14 protein-coding genes are annotated in these 16,311 nt (G+C 39.6%); 1 reads left to right on the top strand and 13 read right to left on the bottom strand.

Features of this window, described 5'->3' with window-relative positions:
* Nucleotides 1-97 precede the first annotated feature (97 nt).
* Complete coding sequence (gene asd, locus FHG08_RS16450; protein WP_178957107.1) at nucleotides 98-1,237, bottom strand: aspartate-semialdehyde dehydrogenase; 1,140 nt, start codon at nucleotides 1,235-1,237, stop codon at nucleotides 98-100.
* Between the two features lie 267 nt (nucleotides 1,238-1,504).
* Between asd and FHG08_RS16455 the strand changes: the two genes are divergently transcribed.
* Complete coding sequence (locus tag FHG08_RS16455) at nucleotides 1,505-1,924, top strand: hypothetical protein (RefSeq protein ID WP_138606472.1); 420 nt, start codon at nucleotides 1,505-1,507, stop codon at nucleotides 1,922-1,924.
* 53 nt (nucleotides 1,925-1,977) lie between these two features.
* Here the strand turns inward: FHG08_RS16455 and FHG08_RS16460 are convergent, their stop codons facing one another.
* The 12 genes from FHG08_RS16460 to FHG08_RS16515 form a co-directional block, all read right to left on the bottom strand.
* Nucleotides 1,978-2,325, bottom strand: a complete 348-nt coding sequence (locus FHG08_RS16460) for a hypothetical protein (RefSeq protein WP_178957108.1) — start codon at nucleotides 2,323-2,325, stop codon at nucleotides 1,978-1,980.
* 276 nt (nucleotides 2,326-2,601) lie between these two features.
* A complete protein-coding gene (locus FHG08_RS16465; protein WP_178957109.1) occupies nucleotides 2,602-5,325 on the bottom strand; it encodes a TonB-dependent receptor domain-containing protein in 2,724 nt (907 codons plus the stop codon).
* Between the two features lie 72 nt (nucleotides 5,326-5,397).
* Nucleotides 5,398-7,005 (bottom strand): hypothetical protein, encoded by a 1,608-nt coding sequence (locus FHG08_RS16470; RefSeq protein ID WP_178957110.1) that lies wholly within the window; start codon nucleotides 7,003-7,005, stop codon nucleotides 5,398-5,400.
* A gap of 314 nt (nucleotides 7,006-7,319) precedes the next feature.
* Nucleotides 7,320-8,648 carry a lipopolysaccharide assembly protein LapB gene (locus FHG08_RS16475; RefSeq protein ID WP_178957111.1) on the bottom strand — a complete coding sequence of 443 codons (1,329 nt, stop codon included), beginning with the start codon at nucleotides 8,646-8,648 and terminating at the stop codon, nucleotides 7,320-7,322.
* A 37-nt stretch (nucleotides 8,649-8,685) separates the two neighbouring features.
* Entirely contained in the window at nucleotides 8,686-9,291 is a 606-nt protein-coding gene (locus FHG08_RS16480; RefSeq protein ID WP_008111498.1) for an energy transducer TonB, read from the bottom strand.
* 6 nt (nucleotides 9,292-9,297) lie between these two features.
* A complete protein-coding gene (locus FHG08_RS16485) occupies nucleotides 9,298-9,708 on the bottom strand; it encodes a biopolymer transporter ExbD (protein WP_008111500.1) in 411 nt (136 codons plus the stop codon).
* Nucleotides 9,709-9,761: 53 nt separating this feature from the next.
* Nucleotides 9,762-10,289 (bottom strand): MotA/TolQ/ExbB proton channel family protein, encoded by a 528-nt coding sequence (locus FHG08_RS16490; protein ID WP_008111501.1) that lies wholly within the window; start codon nucleotides 10,287-10,289, stop codon nucleotides 9,762-9,764.
* Between the two features lie 3 nt (nucleotides 10,290-10,292).
* Nucleotides 10,293-11,660 (bottom strand): MotA/TolQ/ExbB proton channel family protein, encoded by a 1,368-nt coding sequence (locus FHG08_RS16495; protein ID WP_138570563.1) that lies wholly within the window; start codon nucleotides 11,658-11,660, stop codon nucleotides 10,293-10,295.
* 10 nt (nucleotides 11,661-11,670) lie between these two features.
* Nucleotides 11,671-12,423 carry a DUF3450 domain-containing protein gene (locus FHG08_RS16500; protein WP_138606484.1) on the bottom strand — a complete coding sequence of 251 codons (753 nt, stop codon included), beginning with the start codon at nucleotides 12,421-12,423 and terminating at the stop codon, nucleotides 11,671-11,673.
* Nucleotides 12,424-12,646: 223 nt separating this feature from the next.
* Nucleotides 12,647-13,258, bottom strand: a complete 612-nt coding sequence (locus tag FHG08_RS16505) for a DsbA family protein (protein ID WP_178957112.1) — start codon at nucleotides 13,256-13,258, stop codon at nucleotides 12,647-12,649.
* Nucleotides 13,245-14,351 (bottom strand): GGDEF domain-containing protein, encoded by a 1,107-nt coding sequence (locus tag FHG08_RS16510; protein ID WP_178957113.1) that lies wholly within the window; start codon nucleotides 14,349-14,351, stop codon nucleotides 13,245-13,247. Before FHG08_RS16510 ends, FHG08_RS16505 begins: the two co-directional genes overlap by 14 nt.
* A complete protein-coding gene (locus tag FHG08_RS16515; protein WP_178957114.1) occupies nucleotides 14,348-16,237 on the bottom strand; it encodes a methyl-accepting chemotaxis protein in 1,890 nt (629 codons plus the stop codon). Before FHG08_RS16515 ends, FHG08_RS16510 begins: the two co-directional genes overlap by 4 nt.
* Nucleotides 16,238-16,311: the final 74 nt, after the last annotated feature.

A 16,311-nucleotide genomic window follows, 5' to 3' on the forward strand; every position in this document is an offset into this window, starting at 1 on the left:
CTAAAGGGGTTGAGCAAGAAATAATATGAGAATATTTCGAAGAGGCAATAAAAAAGGTTAGCAATTAGCTAACCCTTTTACTTGGCGAACTAGAAAGTTATTCACCGTCTACAATAATTCGTAGCATCCGGCGAAGTGGCTCCGCTGCACCCCATAACAGCTGATCGCCTACGGTAAAGGCGCTGATGTATTTTGGTCCCATAGCGAGTTTACGAATACGGCCAACAGGAATACTTAGCGAACCGGTTACTTTAACTGGGGTTAAGTCGGTGCTGGTAACGTCGCGCTGATTAGGAATTACTTTAACCCACTCATTGTGCGATGCTAAGATTTCTTCTATTTTCTCAACGCTAATGTCTTCACGTAATTTAATTGTCATCGCTTGGCTATGACAACGCATAGCACCAATGCGTACACATAAACCATCAATAGGTACTGGCTGCTTAGAAGAGCCTAAAATTTTGTTCGCTTCAACCTGTGCTTTCCACTCTTCTTTAGACTGGCCACTTGGCATAGGCACATCAATCCATGGGATTAAGCTACCCGCCAGTGGTACACCAAACTGGTCTTGTGGCAAATCACTCGATGCCATTTTTTCGCTGACTATTTTATCAATTTCTAAAATAGCTGAACTTGGATTATCTAATTGCTTTGCAACACTCGTATGAATAGCACCCATTTGGGCAATAAGCTCTTTCATATTGCGCGCACCGGCGCCCGACGCTGCTTGGTAAGTCATTGGGCTTACCCATTCAATTAGGTCGTGCTCAAATAAACCGCCCAGTGCTAGCAGCATAAGTGAAACCGTGCAGTTACCACCTACAAAAGTTTTAACGCCTTGCTCAAGCCCTTGCTCAATGACATCTTTGTTAACAGGGTCAAGTACGATAATACTGTCGTCGCTCATACGCAGCGCAGAGGCCGCATCTATCCAATAGCCATCCCAACCCGATTCACGTAATTTTGGGTACACCGCATTGGTATAATCGCCACCCTGACAGGTAACAATAATGTCCATTTTTGCAAGTTCAGAAATATCACTAGCATCTAAAAGCGGTTTAGCAGGACCAGCTAACTCAGGACCAAGTTGACCTGCCTGTGAGGTGGTGAAAAAGGTGGTGTCGATATGTGCAAAATCATGTTGTTGTTCCATTCGCTCTAGTAATACTGAGCCTACCATGCCGCGCCATCCGACTAATCCTACTTTTTTCATTGTTTGTTCCACTGTTTGATTCATAAAAGGAGCCTATACATTAAAAATTAAAAATTCATTGCGTGAGATTTAATTTTTACAGCCTTAAACTAACACCACCAGCACGCTAAAACTAGTGAATAAAGTCTAACTCAAATTTTTTTCATAATGTAAAAAATGCAAAAGCATACAACGATTATTTTAAACTTTAATAAAAGCTTAACCTTGTTGAAACCTGTATTTACCAAGCTTAGAAGGCACATTGAAAAAAGAGGTTTTGTGTAATTCTACATTCAACTAAAGGAAAAGATAATGAAGACACTTACTTTCGCTCTACTCGCTTTAAGCTCAGCATCACTTAATGTATTTGCAGATACAACGCTTTCAGCAAACACAATGGCATTTAAAGAAAATGAAAAAGTATATTTTGAACGCGCAGAAATAAATGTGGAAGAGCGACAAGGCGTACTAGTCAATACTGCAACAACTTATTACAGCCCAAAGGTATGGATAAATGGACGCTTAGAGCAGTTTTTTGTAGGCTCTACAAATGGAAATCAATTTTGTGAAGAACGTGGTCATAACCAAGAAATTTCAGGAAGCACAATCACTTGTGGGGAAGATGAAAGCGCTTATGGTAACTTTGATTGGTATAACCAATTATGGACAATGAAAAGCACCGGTAGTAAAAACCAATGCTACCAACTTTATGCAACTATAAAGTGTCAGTAAAATATTCAATTGTAGCCCTATGCTAATTATAGGGCTACAAACAATTTAGACCATTAGATGCGATGAACTGATCCTATATAGTCAGTAATGCTATCATTACAACTGCGCGCATCATCACCATTAAACTCCTCGAGTATATAAATTTTTACAGGCGTTTCTAAACCTTTTGCTTCAGCAAGCTTTTCTAAGATCTGGCCAAATTGATTATCTTGATAAGCTAAGGTTAACTTGTCATTAGCCAAGTGAGTAATACTATTAGTTGTCTTTACAATTACCTGAGAATGATTTAGTTGAATATCATCGACAATAACAGAACATGATCTTGCAGCTAGAGCATCATTCGCAAAACCAAAAGAACCAAATATAACAACTGAGCTAATAACCTTTCTTATTAAATTCATGGATATTGTTCCTTTTAAAATAAAATTATAAAACTTAATTACAGCCTGTTAAATGTAAACAACAATCATGCTTTATTTGTTAAAGAATCATTAAAGTTAAATGATTTAGAGGGAGTATGTGTATGAAGTGAATGATGCTTAAGATAAAAGAGAATTAAAAAAACTATTTATATAAAAAATATTAAACTACAACTACGTTTAAAACTGAGATACTAAAAAGCCCTACATATAGCAGGGCTAAGGGTTGTAACGGCTTATTTTAGTCGTTCGAGGGCTTTAAAACTCGTAGCTAAAGCTGACGCTCAGTTCTCTAGGCATTTCTTGAGAACGAATTAACACATCATTTTGTTCTACTTCAAAGTTTTGTCCCAACATATTCTTCACTTTAAGTGTTAATGTGGTATTAAACGTTGGGTAGTAACTATAAACCATGTCTAACGAGTTTAAAGGTTGTTCGTAAGCGTCATCAAAGTTGTTAACACCCGCAGCTAAAATACGGTCACCAAATACGTTATAAATAACTGAAGCTTGATGCATGCCATCATGCGAATCGTAATTCAATTGTAGGTTGGCAACATACTTTGAGTGGCCAGTCATACGTCGCTTTAGATTTGTAAGGTCGGCGCGCTGTTCTTGTGCAATTTCAACTTCTGAATCACTAACCGTTAAATTACCAGAAGTAAAAAAAGCACCACCCAATAAATCACTATGCAACTCAGTTAACCATTCAGCTTCTATACCGTAAACATAGGCTGTATCTGCATTGTCAAACTGCAGAGTAAAACGGCCGTCACTTTCGGTTAATAATGCTTCGATTGGATTATCTATATCTTTATAGAATGCGCCAACTGAGTAGTTATCACCATTGTCCATATAAAATTCGATACGTGCATCAAAGTTATCTAGGTAACTAGATTCCAAGAATGGATTACCAAGCGTTCGATAACCAGTCAACGGATCTTGGAATTGAACAGGGCTTAGCTCACGCAAATCAGGACGAACAACCGTGCTGCCATAGCCAAAACGAACTTGGTACGACTGCTGACTATATGTCATAGATAATGAAGTAAAATACTCATCTTCCATCACACTTGCTTGTTTTATCGCATCTGCACTTAATTTATCTGCCAATAAAGCAGGATCGAATGCTGAGCGAGAAAAAGCAAGGGCAACTTGGCGGAAGTCCTCGTAACGCACACCACCACTTAAACGCCAATCTTGAGCAAAAGTGATATCAAAAGAGCCGTAATAAGCATCAATCATTTGCGCTGCTAGGTAATCATCGGCTGTAGGTTCTTGAAACAATAACTCTACATCCGTTGAATCGATAACAGCATCATTAGCAAAGAAACTACCAATTGACAGCGCTTCTTCTTCACTTTGTGCTAAATCTAAAGACTGTGTTTGGCTGAAGCGATAGTTAAAAAAGTCTGTGCGGTAATCACGCGTTTTTTCAACAAAATAGCCGCCGCCCGCGATTTCAACTTCGGCGTTCTCAAAGTAAAAAACTTTGTTAACATTAACGCCCCAGTTTTCTACATCGTCTTCTAGCTCAACAAATCGATACAAATAAGGATTACCACCTAAGCTGCCATTATAAAAAGTACGTTGATATTCGCCATCGGCGTACTCATCACGCACCGTTACTTCAAGCTCGCCAGGTATACTCGTCGTCGCTGTTGAATCAGTGTATTGCCAATCTACACCCACACCTTCAAGAAAACTCCACTCTAAATTGTGCATTCCACGAAGTTGAAGTATTTCAAGTTCCCGTTCCTCAAAAGAGGTTAAGTGGCTTCGCTGTAATTGCCCAGCATCAATGCTTAATGACTTTGAAGGCTCTTGGTAAAGCGCAACAGAAGCTTCATCTTCAGTATCTCGTAGCATCATATAGGTGGCTGTTAAATCATGGCCGCCAATTTTATAACCTAAATTTAGAGAGCTATTTAATTTTATATTATGCTTTGTTGATACTTCTTTCTCTGTGGCAGAGTAACAAGTAAAGTCATCTTTTGAACATTCAGATTCAGATGCGTCAACAGAAGAAAGTACTGCGCTAAACTTCTCTGCATTAGACCATTCATTTTCATAAGCAACTGATGCTAAGAAGCCAAAAGAGCCATCTAAACCAAATAAGTTATCAAATCGGTCGCCATAAACAGCTTTAATGCCTGCATCAGGGTTTAAGCTTTCTTTTTCTAAGCCAAAATCTCTTGGTAGTGCTTTTGATAAACTTTTATTTAAGTCTATTGCAGCTGCTTGACCAATATCAGCCCCCTGACGTCTTGACTCCACATCTCTTATATTTCTGTATGAAATATCAGACAAACCATTAATATAGGTATTTAGCGCCGTTTTAACGGCTCCTGGTAAGGCGCGTGTACCATCGTCTTTACCTAACCAGTCATCACTGCCGCCATTATATGTATAGCCTTCATCGTTTGTATCTTTATAGCTAGCACCAATCTCAACTTTAAATAAAGTATCACTTGGAATGCTTTTCGTCCTGATATTAACGTCACCACCACCAAAAGCCGCAGGCATATTAGGTGAATAGGCTTTTTGAACAGCTAAAGATTCAATAATACTTGATGGGAAAATATCAAGTGGTATTACATTTCTGGTCAGATCTGGGCTTGGAACAACTGCGCCATTTAAACGCACGCTTGAGTAACGCTCACCTAAACCGCGTACATAAATAAACTTATCGTTAACTAAAGATAAGCCTGTAACACGGCGAAGTGCTGAAGCGGCATCGCTATCACCCGTTCTAGATATTTGCTCTGAACCCATTATATCAGCAACAAATGCCTGATTTTTACGTTCATCAATTACGGCACTAGCACTGCCTTTGAGGCGTGTACCTGTTGCAACAACTTCTTCTATCGCTTCTTCATTGATTATTTCTTGTGCCTGTTCAGCGAAAGAATTAAATGAAGAAAAAAGGGAGAGCAGAGATAACGTTATTAGATTAGTTTTAAACTGCTTTTGATGTTTCATATTTATATCCTCTAAACCTAAAATTCCCTTAAAAAAGGCGCCAGAGCGCCTTATAATTAGAGCCGGTCTAGATTAATTACTAGCGCGTTGTAAAGATGCAGCTACAAAATCAGCCCATTCACTTGATTCACCTTCTTTAAGTGCACCAATGTAGCCTGCGTTAGTGAAGAAAGAGTCAACTTCACTCATGTCTTTCGCTGTTGTAGCTACCGCAGTACCTTGTGAGTCTGTAATAGTTGCTGCAGTTGAAACACCATCCGCACCAAGCACATTTGCAAAATCAGCAAAACCAATCAGCTGGTTATTTTCGCCACCAGTAAACCAGGTATTGATATCAAAGCTTGCTAACGCACCGGTTAAAGGAGTATTTACGTCTTCAAAATTCTTACCACACGCAAATATTGAACTCATAAATGCGATATCACCGTTGTTTGCATTGGCATGCACACCAGCATCTCCTGATTTATCTTTTTCATTATATAAATCAAAACAGCCAGCACCATCTACAGATGATGAGTTTACAAACAACATGTTAGCTAATTGCGCTTTACCCCATTCTTTCATTTCCATACCGGCACCAGTACGACGCCCTTCAGCACCTTGATCACCAGTAGTAACAACGGTTGCATTAGCAATAGTTGGGTTAGATACAGTCGTTACTAAATCTTGTGCGTCTGCAGATAGTGGATCAACTTTTGCGCCATCTGTTTCAAATCCATGATTTCCATATTCATTTGAACGTACAAGAATGTACTGTCCGTAACCTTTCCAACCCTCATCCCAGTCAATACCGTCATCACCAGTATCAGTAACAACAATATGTTTAAGATTAACGCTACCACCAAAGAGCTCTATACCATCATCAAAACCATTATGTACATGAACATAATCAATTGTTGTGCCTGAGCCAACAGCATTTAGTGTTAAACCATTTAGCTCATCACCTTCAACGCCAAATCCTGCATACTTAATAACAATATGCTTTAATATACCGCTACTATCTTGCGGGTCATTACCACCGTAATAAGATACAATACCTTCAGCTGAGTGATTACACATGTCTTGTGCCGCAGCTGTCGCTGTACAACGAATAGAATGACCACGTCCATTTACCTGAACGCCACCCCAATCCCCAATTTGAGCGGTTGTTGAATCATCACCATCAACTTCTTTAATGCTTGTGAAAATAATTGGCTTATCTACTTCACCAATTGCTTCAATATTTGCACCACGTGCAATACGAATAAAACTCTCTGGCTTGGTAAACGCAATGGTAGCGCCTGCTTCAATAGACAATGTTGGGCCATTAACATCAATAGTAGCGCCTGTAGATGTGTCTACATCGTCACCTATAAATAAAGCACCTTCAAATACATGGGCACCGCCATCGTCTAGCGCAGGGATAACAAAAGAGCTAGTAATTTCTTTTGCATTACTTGCAAATGCTTGGCTGTATAAGCAGTTTACGCCTTCTGCTTCACCTGTAAATGTAGCTCCATCTAATGTGTATGTGGCGCAACTTACAGTATCGCCACCATTATCACCACCTGGGTTAGTCACTGAATTGTCTACACTGTTATCAACTGTCGTAGGTGTAACGTTAATATCTCCACCGCCACAACCAGCAAGTGTTATTGCTGTAGCCACTAAGCTGATTTTGAATAAGCCAGATAATTTCATTGTTCACTCCGTAAAAGTATTTAATTATTGTGTTAGCGCATTAAGTAATAACTTAAGTCACTTTAAGGCACGATACTCATGCATTAAGGTCACTTGAGTTATCGAATACGAAGTACAATACGGGAGTGTTATGACAATGAAGTTACACTTTAATAAACATAAAATGACAATGTTAATTAACTAAAAATCAATAGGTTGCTTTAAAAGTGCACGCAAAAAAACCACACAAACTTAATGTTAGTGTGGTTTGAGTAGTGCAATTATGAAATGGTTTTTAGTGCGTCAATTAAGAACTAATAATCGCACTATAAAAATTAAAGTAGTGCTGTTTTTAATGTTTGCGCATGCACTTTTTCGCGTTTTACATATTTGATCCATTGCTGGGCTAAACGTTGTGACTTTTTGTGCTTTTCGGCTTGTTCAAACGCCAGGATAGACGCATCAAAATTTTGTAAATTGTATTGCGCCATTCCTAAAGCAACAAACGCATTTGATTCGAAATCAAGGCCGCCTTTATCCAGCGCCATTCGTGCTGCATCAGCAGCTTCGTCATACTGCTCTGTGTTTACATACACTTCAGCTAAGCGCTGGTCGTATTTACCATGCTCCGAACGCTCTGCAGCTTTGGTAAAGTAACTAATCGACTTAGCATCTTCTTTAGCTTGTACCATGGCCTCGGCTACAAAGGCATAATTTTTAGCCGTAGGTTCAGCAATGCCCTGCTCTATTGCTTTACTCATTACACTGGCGGCTTTGTAGGCAAGCTGATTATATAAATATACCTGCGCAAGCTGTCTTAGGTCAGATTTAGAGGTTAAAAATCCTTGCTGGTAAGCTGCTTCTAAAATACTAAGCTGCTGTTTTTCTTGCCCAGTTTCACCATACATACCGGCTAATTGCACCCAGTACTCAGGTTTATTGTAAAGCTTTACCATACGCTCAAGTACGCTCACTACTTTATCGGTTTGGTTAAGTGAGTAATACATAGCACGTTGCAGTACCAGCCAGTTTTCTTTTGGTACTTTGCCATTGCTATCACTTAAGTTAATGGCTTGGGTAATGTAACTTAGGCCTTGCGCATAGTCTTTTAATTGATAGTAGGTTTGCGCTCTTAATAAATAATACGCATCAGTTTTAGGCTTTGTATTAATGGCATCCCATTTGTCTAAAAATGCAATCACCTTTTTGTAGTCGCTGTTAGCCATTGCAAGCTGCGCTAAACTGAATGTCGTGCTCAAACGCAATGTTTCTGGAATGCCATCTTCTGCAATCACTTTTTCAAATGAGGCAATCGCTTTTACAAGGTCGTTTTCATTGTAATAAATAAACCCATAAAAGTTATGCATCATCGCAATTTCATACGAATTCATACTTGATGAGCGCGCTTGTATGCTGTCAAGCGCGTCTAAACCCGCTTTACTGTCGCCATCATCCGCAAGTTTTTGGGCGCGTGCTAATTGGCTGTATACCTTTTCACGAAGTGCGGGCACTCGTGTTGTTTTTTGTTGTTCAGCGGCCTGTACTGTCGCCAAATTTACACCCGGAAGTACACTCAATGCACTTGGTGTAACAACGCTGGCACTGATTGCAACAGTGCACAACATGCTAAGCTTTAATAGCTTGGTTGTTAGTTTTAATTTCATAATTGCCTCACGTTCACTCTTTACTTACTTAACAGAATTAACCATTAATTTGGAAAGAAATTTTATTTTGCACACCGGCTACTTCAACGGCTTCGCCATTAACAACGCGCGGTTTATATTTAAACTTAAGGGCCGCATCCATCGCTGCTCTGTCAAACAGTGACTCTGGCTCGGCTTTAATAACTTGTGGCTCTTTCACTGTGCCTTGCTTGGTCACTGTAAACTCAACAATGACATACCCTTCAATACCACGCGATAACGCACGCCTTGGGTATACCGGTGCCACTTTTACTATGGGTAAATACTCACCATCACTGGTTTCTAACGCTAATCCACCCGCTAGATTTACATCAGCATCGACATTGGCAGCAAAATCAAAGTTGTTGCTAGCAGCGTTGTTATCGCTACTTTGCATTTGTGGCGATTCCATTGGCGGTGGTGGCTCTTTAGGTGTTGGTGGCTTTTGTGGTTTGCGCTCCTTTTTTTGCACCGTTTCTTCTTTTTTCAAACGGACAAAATCCAACACATTCCCTTTTGCAGGCTCCGTCATGGCGCCTTCTCCGCCGGTGATCAATGCCTGCATACCTAAAAACAGCATAAAGGTCACCACACCCGCTATAATTAACGCAAGTACATAACGCATCACTCGTTACCCTTCTTGAGCCGCTATTGAAACATCAAATACACCCGCTGCACGCGAGGCATCCATCACTTTTATCAAGGTTTCTGTAGTGGCTTTTTTATCGGCCTGAATAACCACACTGCCTTGTGGATTTTCAGCTTTTAAACGTTCAATGTTGGCTTGTACAGCACGTACATCTATTTGACGTTTATTGATCCAAATTTCGCCTTGATCTGAAATAGCTACTAATATGTTAGCCCGCTCTTTTTTAACAGCCGTTGCTGCTTCTGGGCGGTTTACATCAATACCGGCTTCTTTTACAAACGAGGCTGTAACAATAAAGAAAATAAGCATAATAAATACAACATCCAGCATAGGAGTCATGTTTATTTCTTCTGCTTCATCTTCTTGGAATAAATTACCTAATGGGGCTCTCATTTTACTTCTCCTAGAACAAGCGGTGATTATGTACACCGCTTTTCAATAATTATTTAGTGGTCTAACACCATAGTGTCTTGCAACAATTCAACTTCACGCTTTGCTTTACGCTGTAAATAGGTTGAGGCAAACACCCCAGATAACGCACCGACCATTCCTGCCATAGTGGGTATGGTTGCTTTTGATACACCCGATGCCATAGAGCGTGCGCTGCCTGTACCTGTAATGGCCATTACATCAAAAACTTCTATCATCCCTGTTACTGTGCCAAGCAATCCTAATAGTGGACACAGCGCTACCATTACATTAATCAACGGTAAGTTTGCATTTAATCGCATACTGGCGCGTGACACCATGGCCTGGCGTATTTGCTCTGCGTTCCAGCTGTTGCGTTCACTGCGCGTTTTCCACGTATTTTTAACGTCTTTTTTGTAGTGTCGATAGCCATTAAAAAAGTACATAAATCGCTCGAGTATCAATAACCACATCGCGAAAATTAACACGGCAATGACCAAGAGCACTTGGCCACCCGTGTCGAGAAAATCACGGATAGCATTGATTGAATCAATCAATAGCACCATGGTTTAAGCTCCTTTCTCGCTTCGCTCGGCAATAATACCTGCACTTTGTTCTTGTAAAATAAGCAGTAAGCCTTTTGAGCGAGTATTCAATAAGGTGTATAAAAACACCGTAGGGATAGCAACAACAAGGCCTAATACCGTAGTAACCAGGGCTTGCGAAATACCGCCTGCCATTAGTTTAGGGTCGCCAGTGCCGAATAAAGTAATTGCTTGGAAGGTATTAATCATCCCGGTTACAGTACCGAGTAAGCCCAGCAATGGCGCTACCACAGAGATAATTTTAATAAGCGTTAGATTACGGGTGATTTTTGGCATTTCGCGTAAAATGGCTTCGCTTAACTTAAGCTCAAGCGTGTCGTACGCCACATTAGGATATTGGTCTTTCACTTTCATGACGCGCCCTAGCGGGTTATCATCACGGGCTGTATCGTCTTTTAATTGACGGCGGATTTTTCCACCCATCAGCAGGAGCGATACAAAACGCTCTAACGCAATTAATAACGCTAATAAGCCAACGCCTAAAATAACGTAACCAACTGCACCACCTTGATGAACTTGCTCGCTGGTATCAGGGGCTTGTACTAACAAACCTAAAATTGAACCACCCGTTGGGTCAAGGGCAAACGGCACCACACCGGTGTTTGCTTGCTGCAAATCAGCCGCAGTCGCAGTAAAGCGGCTACTTGGTTGGCGAGTAAGCTGGCTAATGGTATTGGTAGAAGGCGTATACTCTAGGTACTGACCGTCACTAATAAGGTTAAATGCACCCACACGTACCACTTCTTTTTGTACTTTATTGCCACCGTCAACAATTACATCAGTATTGAAGCGGCTTACTTTTCCTTGTTCGGTCATTTCGCGTTGTAACTCAAACCAAACCTTTTCGATATCTTCAATAGACGCAAGCTTTGAGGTAGAACCCATTTTTTGCGCCAATTCGTCCATAAAAGTACTACGCCCAGGTAACTGAGCCGATACCACCGAGGTTGCAAACTTGTTGCTAGAATCTCCAGCAACTTGTTGTAGCACACCAAATAGCTCTTTTAATGAACCCATACGCTTTGATAAAGTATCGGTTAGGTTAGCTAATTTAATTTCGTTTTCTTCAAACTGCGTTTCTAAACGCTCTGACTCGCTAAGCATTTGGTTTCGTTTAGCTTGGGTGTTTTTCAGCATTTGCACTTGTTCATTTTGACGTGCTGCAAATTCTTGTTCGCGTTGTTTATTTTGTTCTGATTGCGCTGATTTACCCTGCTCTAACGTTTTTAATAAGGCATCTAAGTTCATTGGTTCAGCGGCACACATCGCACCTGAAAAACCTAAGCTGGCTGCAAACACGGCCATTTTTGTCATTTTCGTTAATAATTTCATGGTAAACCTCTTATTCTGCAGCATGAATTGGCAGTGTTAACATATCGGGGGCTAGTTGTTTGCGCGCAATGCGAAGCCCTTTATTAATTTGGCTAATGGTTGAATCAGGCAGTGCAACAAACGACTGTGACTGTTGATCCCAACTACCTGCTTGTTTGCCATCGCGGGTAAGGTAAATGAGTTCTAAACGGCCAATGCGTAAAAAATCAACTTCACGTTCTTTATTGTCCACATCAAGCAATGCGGTATACGCTTCAATAGTGCGTCCGTAATCAACTTCAACTTGATAAGCTTCTAAGACACGACGGAATTTTTCACTTGATGAAATATCAGCACGCTCCATCATTGCATTTAACGATTCAAGACGCTGCTTACGTTCTTGTTTTAAAAACGGCACATCTAAGGCAATAAACTGTTCAAGCCCGGTGATCATGCGAAGCATTAAAGGGGTTATTTGGCGCTCAATAATCGATACCTGATCCATTGATAAATTAAGCGATTCCATCTCTTCTATTTGGTTATTTAACTGTTTTGTCAGCTGTGCGTTATAAACGGCTAAACCATCTATTTCTTTATTTAGGGTTTTAAATTGCTGTAAACGCCCTTGCATTGAATCTGCAATCTTGTCTATTTTTGTTTGTGATTGCGCAGCTAAATTATTAATGTCGCTACTTTTATCAATTACCGTGTTTAAATCATTGGCGTGGACTGCTGCACTTGCGGCTACAATACCAGCTAAAATTAATGGTTTAACGCCTTTCATCGTATACACCTTTGCTCGTTAATTAGCGGATTTGCTAGTGTTTATTAGTCGCTTTAGCCTGTTTATGAAAAAACATTTTAAAGCGAGATAGTTTCAATGAGCGAAAGTGTATAGATTAAAAATGACAAGCGTGTTGCGTAAAAAAGTCGCTTTTATGACAATGGTAATAAATTAGCCTTATTGGCTGAATTTAAAGTGCAGGGTAATGTTTGAAGCGTAAATTTTATAAGTAAGACTGTATTTCACTAAGGGTATGCTGCCAATCTATGTAGTTAATAGCAATAGGGTAAGCACGGTTGTTATGTATTAATACTAACGAAGGGAAACCTTGAATAGGTAAACTGCGAACAAAGTTAAGCTCATCATAAAAGCGACGCTGAAGTTCCTTAGAGTGTAACTGCTGAGTAAATAAACAGGGATCTAAACCAATTTTTTCGCATAGTTTAATAAGCACGTCTTCATCCGATGGATTCTGCGCCTTTAAATAATACGCTTGTTGAATAGCGTCAATCATCTGTGGCTCTTTGTTAAAGCTACGAGCAATTAATGCCGCCCTACAAGAAGGATAAGTAGAGCGGCGTGGTTGGCATTCTCGCCAAAAATTAAAATTAAACTCAGTGCCTAATTGGTTGTTAATGTTTTGCCATATGCCTTGTAGTTGCAACTGCATATCAGCACTCATTAGCTGGTCGCTATCTGCCGCCAACCCCCCGACTCTATATTCTATAGGTAGAATATTTACTAAAGCAGTTTCTAGCTTTTGCCAAGTAGGTTTATAACCCCAGCACCAGCTACACATAGGATCATGCACATAGATAAGCTTACTGACTGACATGCTCGCCCTGCGCAAATATGACTTTATTACGCCCTTGTGATTTTGCCTGATATAAATATTCATCGGCTTGTTTTAATGCACTGTTGAAGTCGTCAACATGATTAGCTTGTGCAATGCCAATACTGCAGGTTAACGATACTCGTTGTTGTTTATCAGTTAACATTACATGATGTTGCACGCATTCTCTAAAGCGATTAGCTAAAATACTGGCTTCAATGGTCGTTAGCTGCGGTAAAATTACTACAAACTCTTCACCACCATAACGGGCTTTAAGGGCGGTTGCAGGAAACTGCGACTCTAATAATTTAGTGAACTCTATTAATACGGTATCACCAAAATCATGACCATAGGTGTCGTTTAATTGTTTAAAGTTATCTAAATCTAGGAGCAATATAGACAGCGGTAAATAATGTGCAGGTCGTGAAGCAGCAAGCTTTAAAAAATGAGAGGTAATAAAGCGACGGTTGGGTGCACCTGTGAGCTGATCTGTATAGGCGTATTGTTTTTGTTCTAAGGTAATATCAGCAATGGCAAGGTGGCTTCGGTGACGAAAATACTCACCGATAAAAGAAAACACCAGCACTAATGAAAATGCAGCAACAAAACGAGTTTTTTCTACCTCACCATAAATAACCTGCCCCATATCGGGGCCATACAACATAACAATACAGCACAATAACATGGCACTGCTTAACCATGCGCCAAACTTAACACCCAATATGGCGAAAACAGCAACAGGATAAAACATAAGCCAATATAAAGCAGTGTTATCTTTACCGCCTGTGTATACCAATGCTAAACACATCAAAAATACAATCATCAGAGTAATTAACGCAATAGCATTGAGCTTTTTGGTTTTTATAAAATAAACGATGCACCCTACAATCGTTAAGTTAACTGAGATTAATGCGGCAGTTAATATAGGTGCATAAACGCGATAATTTGCAATCACCAAATAAGTAATTAACACCAAGGCAATCGCTATCATGGTAAATAAAGAAAACGCTTGGCGTTGTCTATCAAAGCTATAAACACTGTCAATATTAACTAGACTAAGCCAGTTTGGTTTATTTATTTTTGTTTTATTGATCATACTTTGAATTTTTTAACCATCCGATCTAAGTCGCTAAATTGATGCTTAAGCTTGGTACATTCCTCTAAAGTAAGGTTAAGGTTAGATTGACCTTGAGTAGATAAGTCGCTAATAACATGAATATCTGAGTGTAATGATTTAACAACTTGGTTTTGTTCATCTGTGGCATTAGCCACACTATGATTAGCATCCGTTATTTGCCTTATCGCACTAATTATTTGCTTCATTACGTCGCCGACGGCATCCGCTTGCTGAACACTTTTTTCACTTTCTTCTAAACTGGTTTTCATCAGTTCAACGGCAGAGCTTGAGCCTTTTTGCAGTTCAATAACCGTATTTTCAATTTCTTGCGTTGATTGTTGAGTGCGTTGTGCTAATTGTCTTACTTCATCGGCAACAACGGCAAACCCTCTTCCCGCTTCACCCGCACGTGCGGCTTCTATCGCTGCATTTAAAGCGAGCAAGTTAGTTTGTTCACTCACTCCTTTAATTACTGCTAATACATTACCGATATTGGCGGTATGTGAATCTAAACTATTAATTGTTTCTTGCGCTTGCTCTATATTTTGCGAAAGTTGATGAATGCTTGATACGTTGTTAGTCAGTGTTTGCTGATTTTTAGCGCAATATTGATCAGCATCTTTAGCAAGCGTTGAGGCATTACTTGCACTGCTTGAAATTTCTGTGGCGGTAGCAGAAAACTGATTAATTGCCGATGCTACGCTGTTAGTACGTTCACTTTGATCGTCGTACATAGTCAAGGTTGAATCTGTTTGCGTAACCAGCTTAGCAACAGCTGTTTCTAACAATTGCGCTGAAAACTTAACTTGAACAATTGAATTTTGAATTTTTTCTATAAAAATATTAAATGAATTACTTAACTGACCAAACTCATCATCGTTTTCTACACTGAGGCGACGAGTTAAATCGCCTTCACCTTGAGCTATATCTCTAATAGCATCGTTTAAGCGATACATAGGACGCATTAAGTAACGCAATAAAAGCTGTAGCGCAAAAACAATGACTAAGGTGCCTACTATTAAGTAAATCAGTGCTTTTTGACCAAATGCCGACACACTTTCGAAAGCCGTGTCTTTATTGATCACTGCTCCTAAATACCAATCAACATTTTCTATGCCATGAATTTTAGTAAATGACACTAAAACAGTTTCATCAGCAACTTGGTGCTCTGTAAAAGTATCAGCCAGCTCAATGTCTTTTCCAAATAATTCAGTAAGCGCTTTTGAATTTAACTTACTATTTGGATGGCTTAGTATTTGCCCCTTATGATCTAATAAAAAGCCATAACCTAACCCTAAAAAATCAATATCGTCGATAATTTTAGCTATGGTTTGCATATCAATATCAGCACCTGCAACTCCTTTAAATTGGCCATTAATATTTATGGGCGCAACAGCTGAAATGGTCAGTTCATTGGTGGTTACATCAATATAAGGGGTGGTGAATGCAGTGTTAGTTTTGTTTTCAACCAACTTATACCAAGGGCGGCTAGTTGCATCAAAATCGTCGGGTAAAATGACGCTTTGATCATTTAAAATAAACGCGCCTGAGGATTCGCCGATGTAAGTATTTTTAAAATCACCTGCCATCTCTGCAGTATTTAATTGCGATAATGTAAGCGCTTTAGCGTCTGTAACTTGATAGGTGTTTGCCAGCGAGATAACAATGGCTAACTTGTTATTCAGCCAGCTTGCAATGTTCTGCGATACAGACTGGGAATTTTGTTTTAATACTAAAGATAGCTGCTCTTGAGTTTGATGACGCATTGAAAAATAGTTGTTAATAGTGAAAACACCTAACACTAAAACTAAGACCAATGACGCAGCGATGGTGATTTTGGAGGTGAATTTCAGCGAGCTAAACATAAGTACCTTAAGAATTAATCATTATTATCACTGTCTTTTTAACAAATTTTTAACTGAAAGTCTTAGCAAATATA

Source organism: Pseudoalteromonas sp. Scap03 (assembly GCF_013393115.1).
In the GTDB taxonomy this organism is placed as follows: Bacteria; Pseudomonadota; Gammaproteobacteria; order Enterobacterales; family Alteromonadaceae; genus Pseudoalteromonas.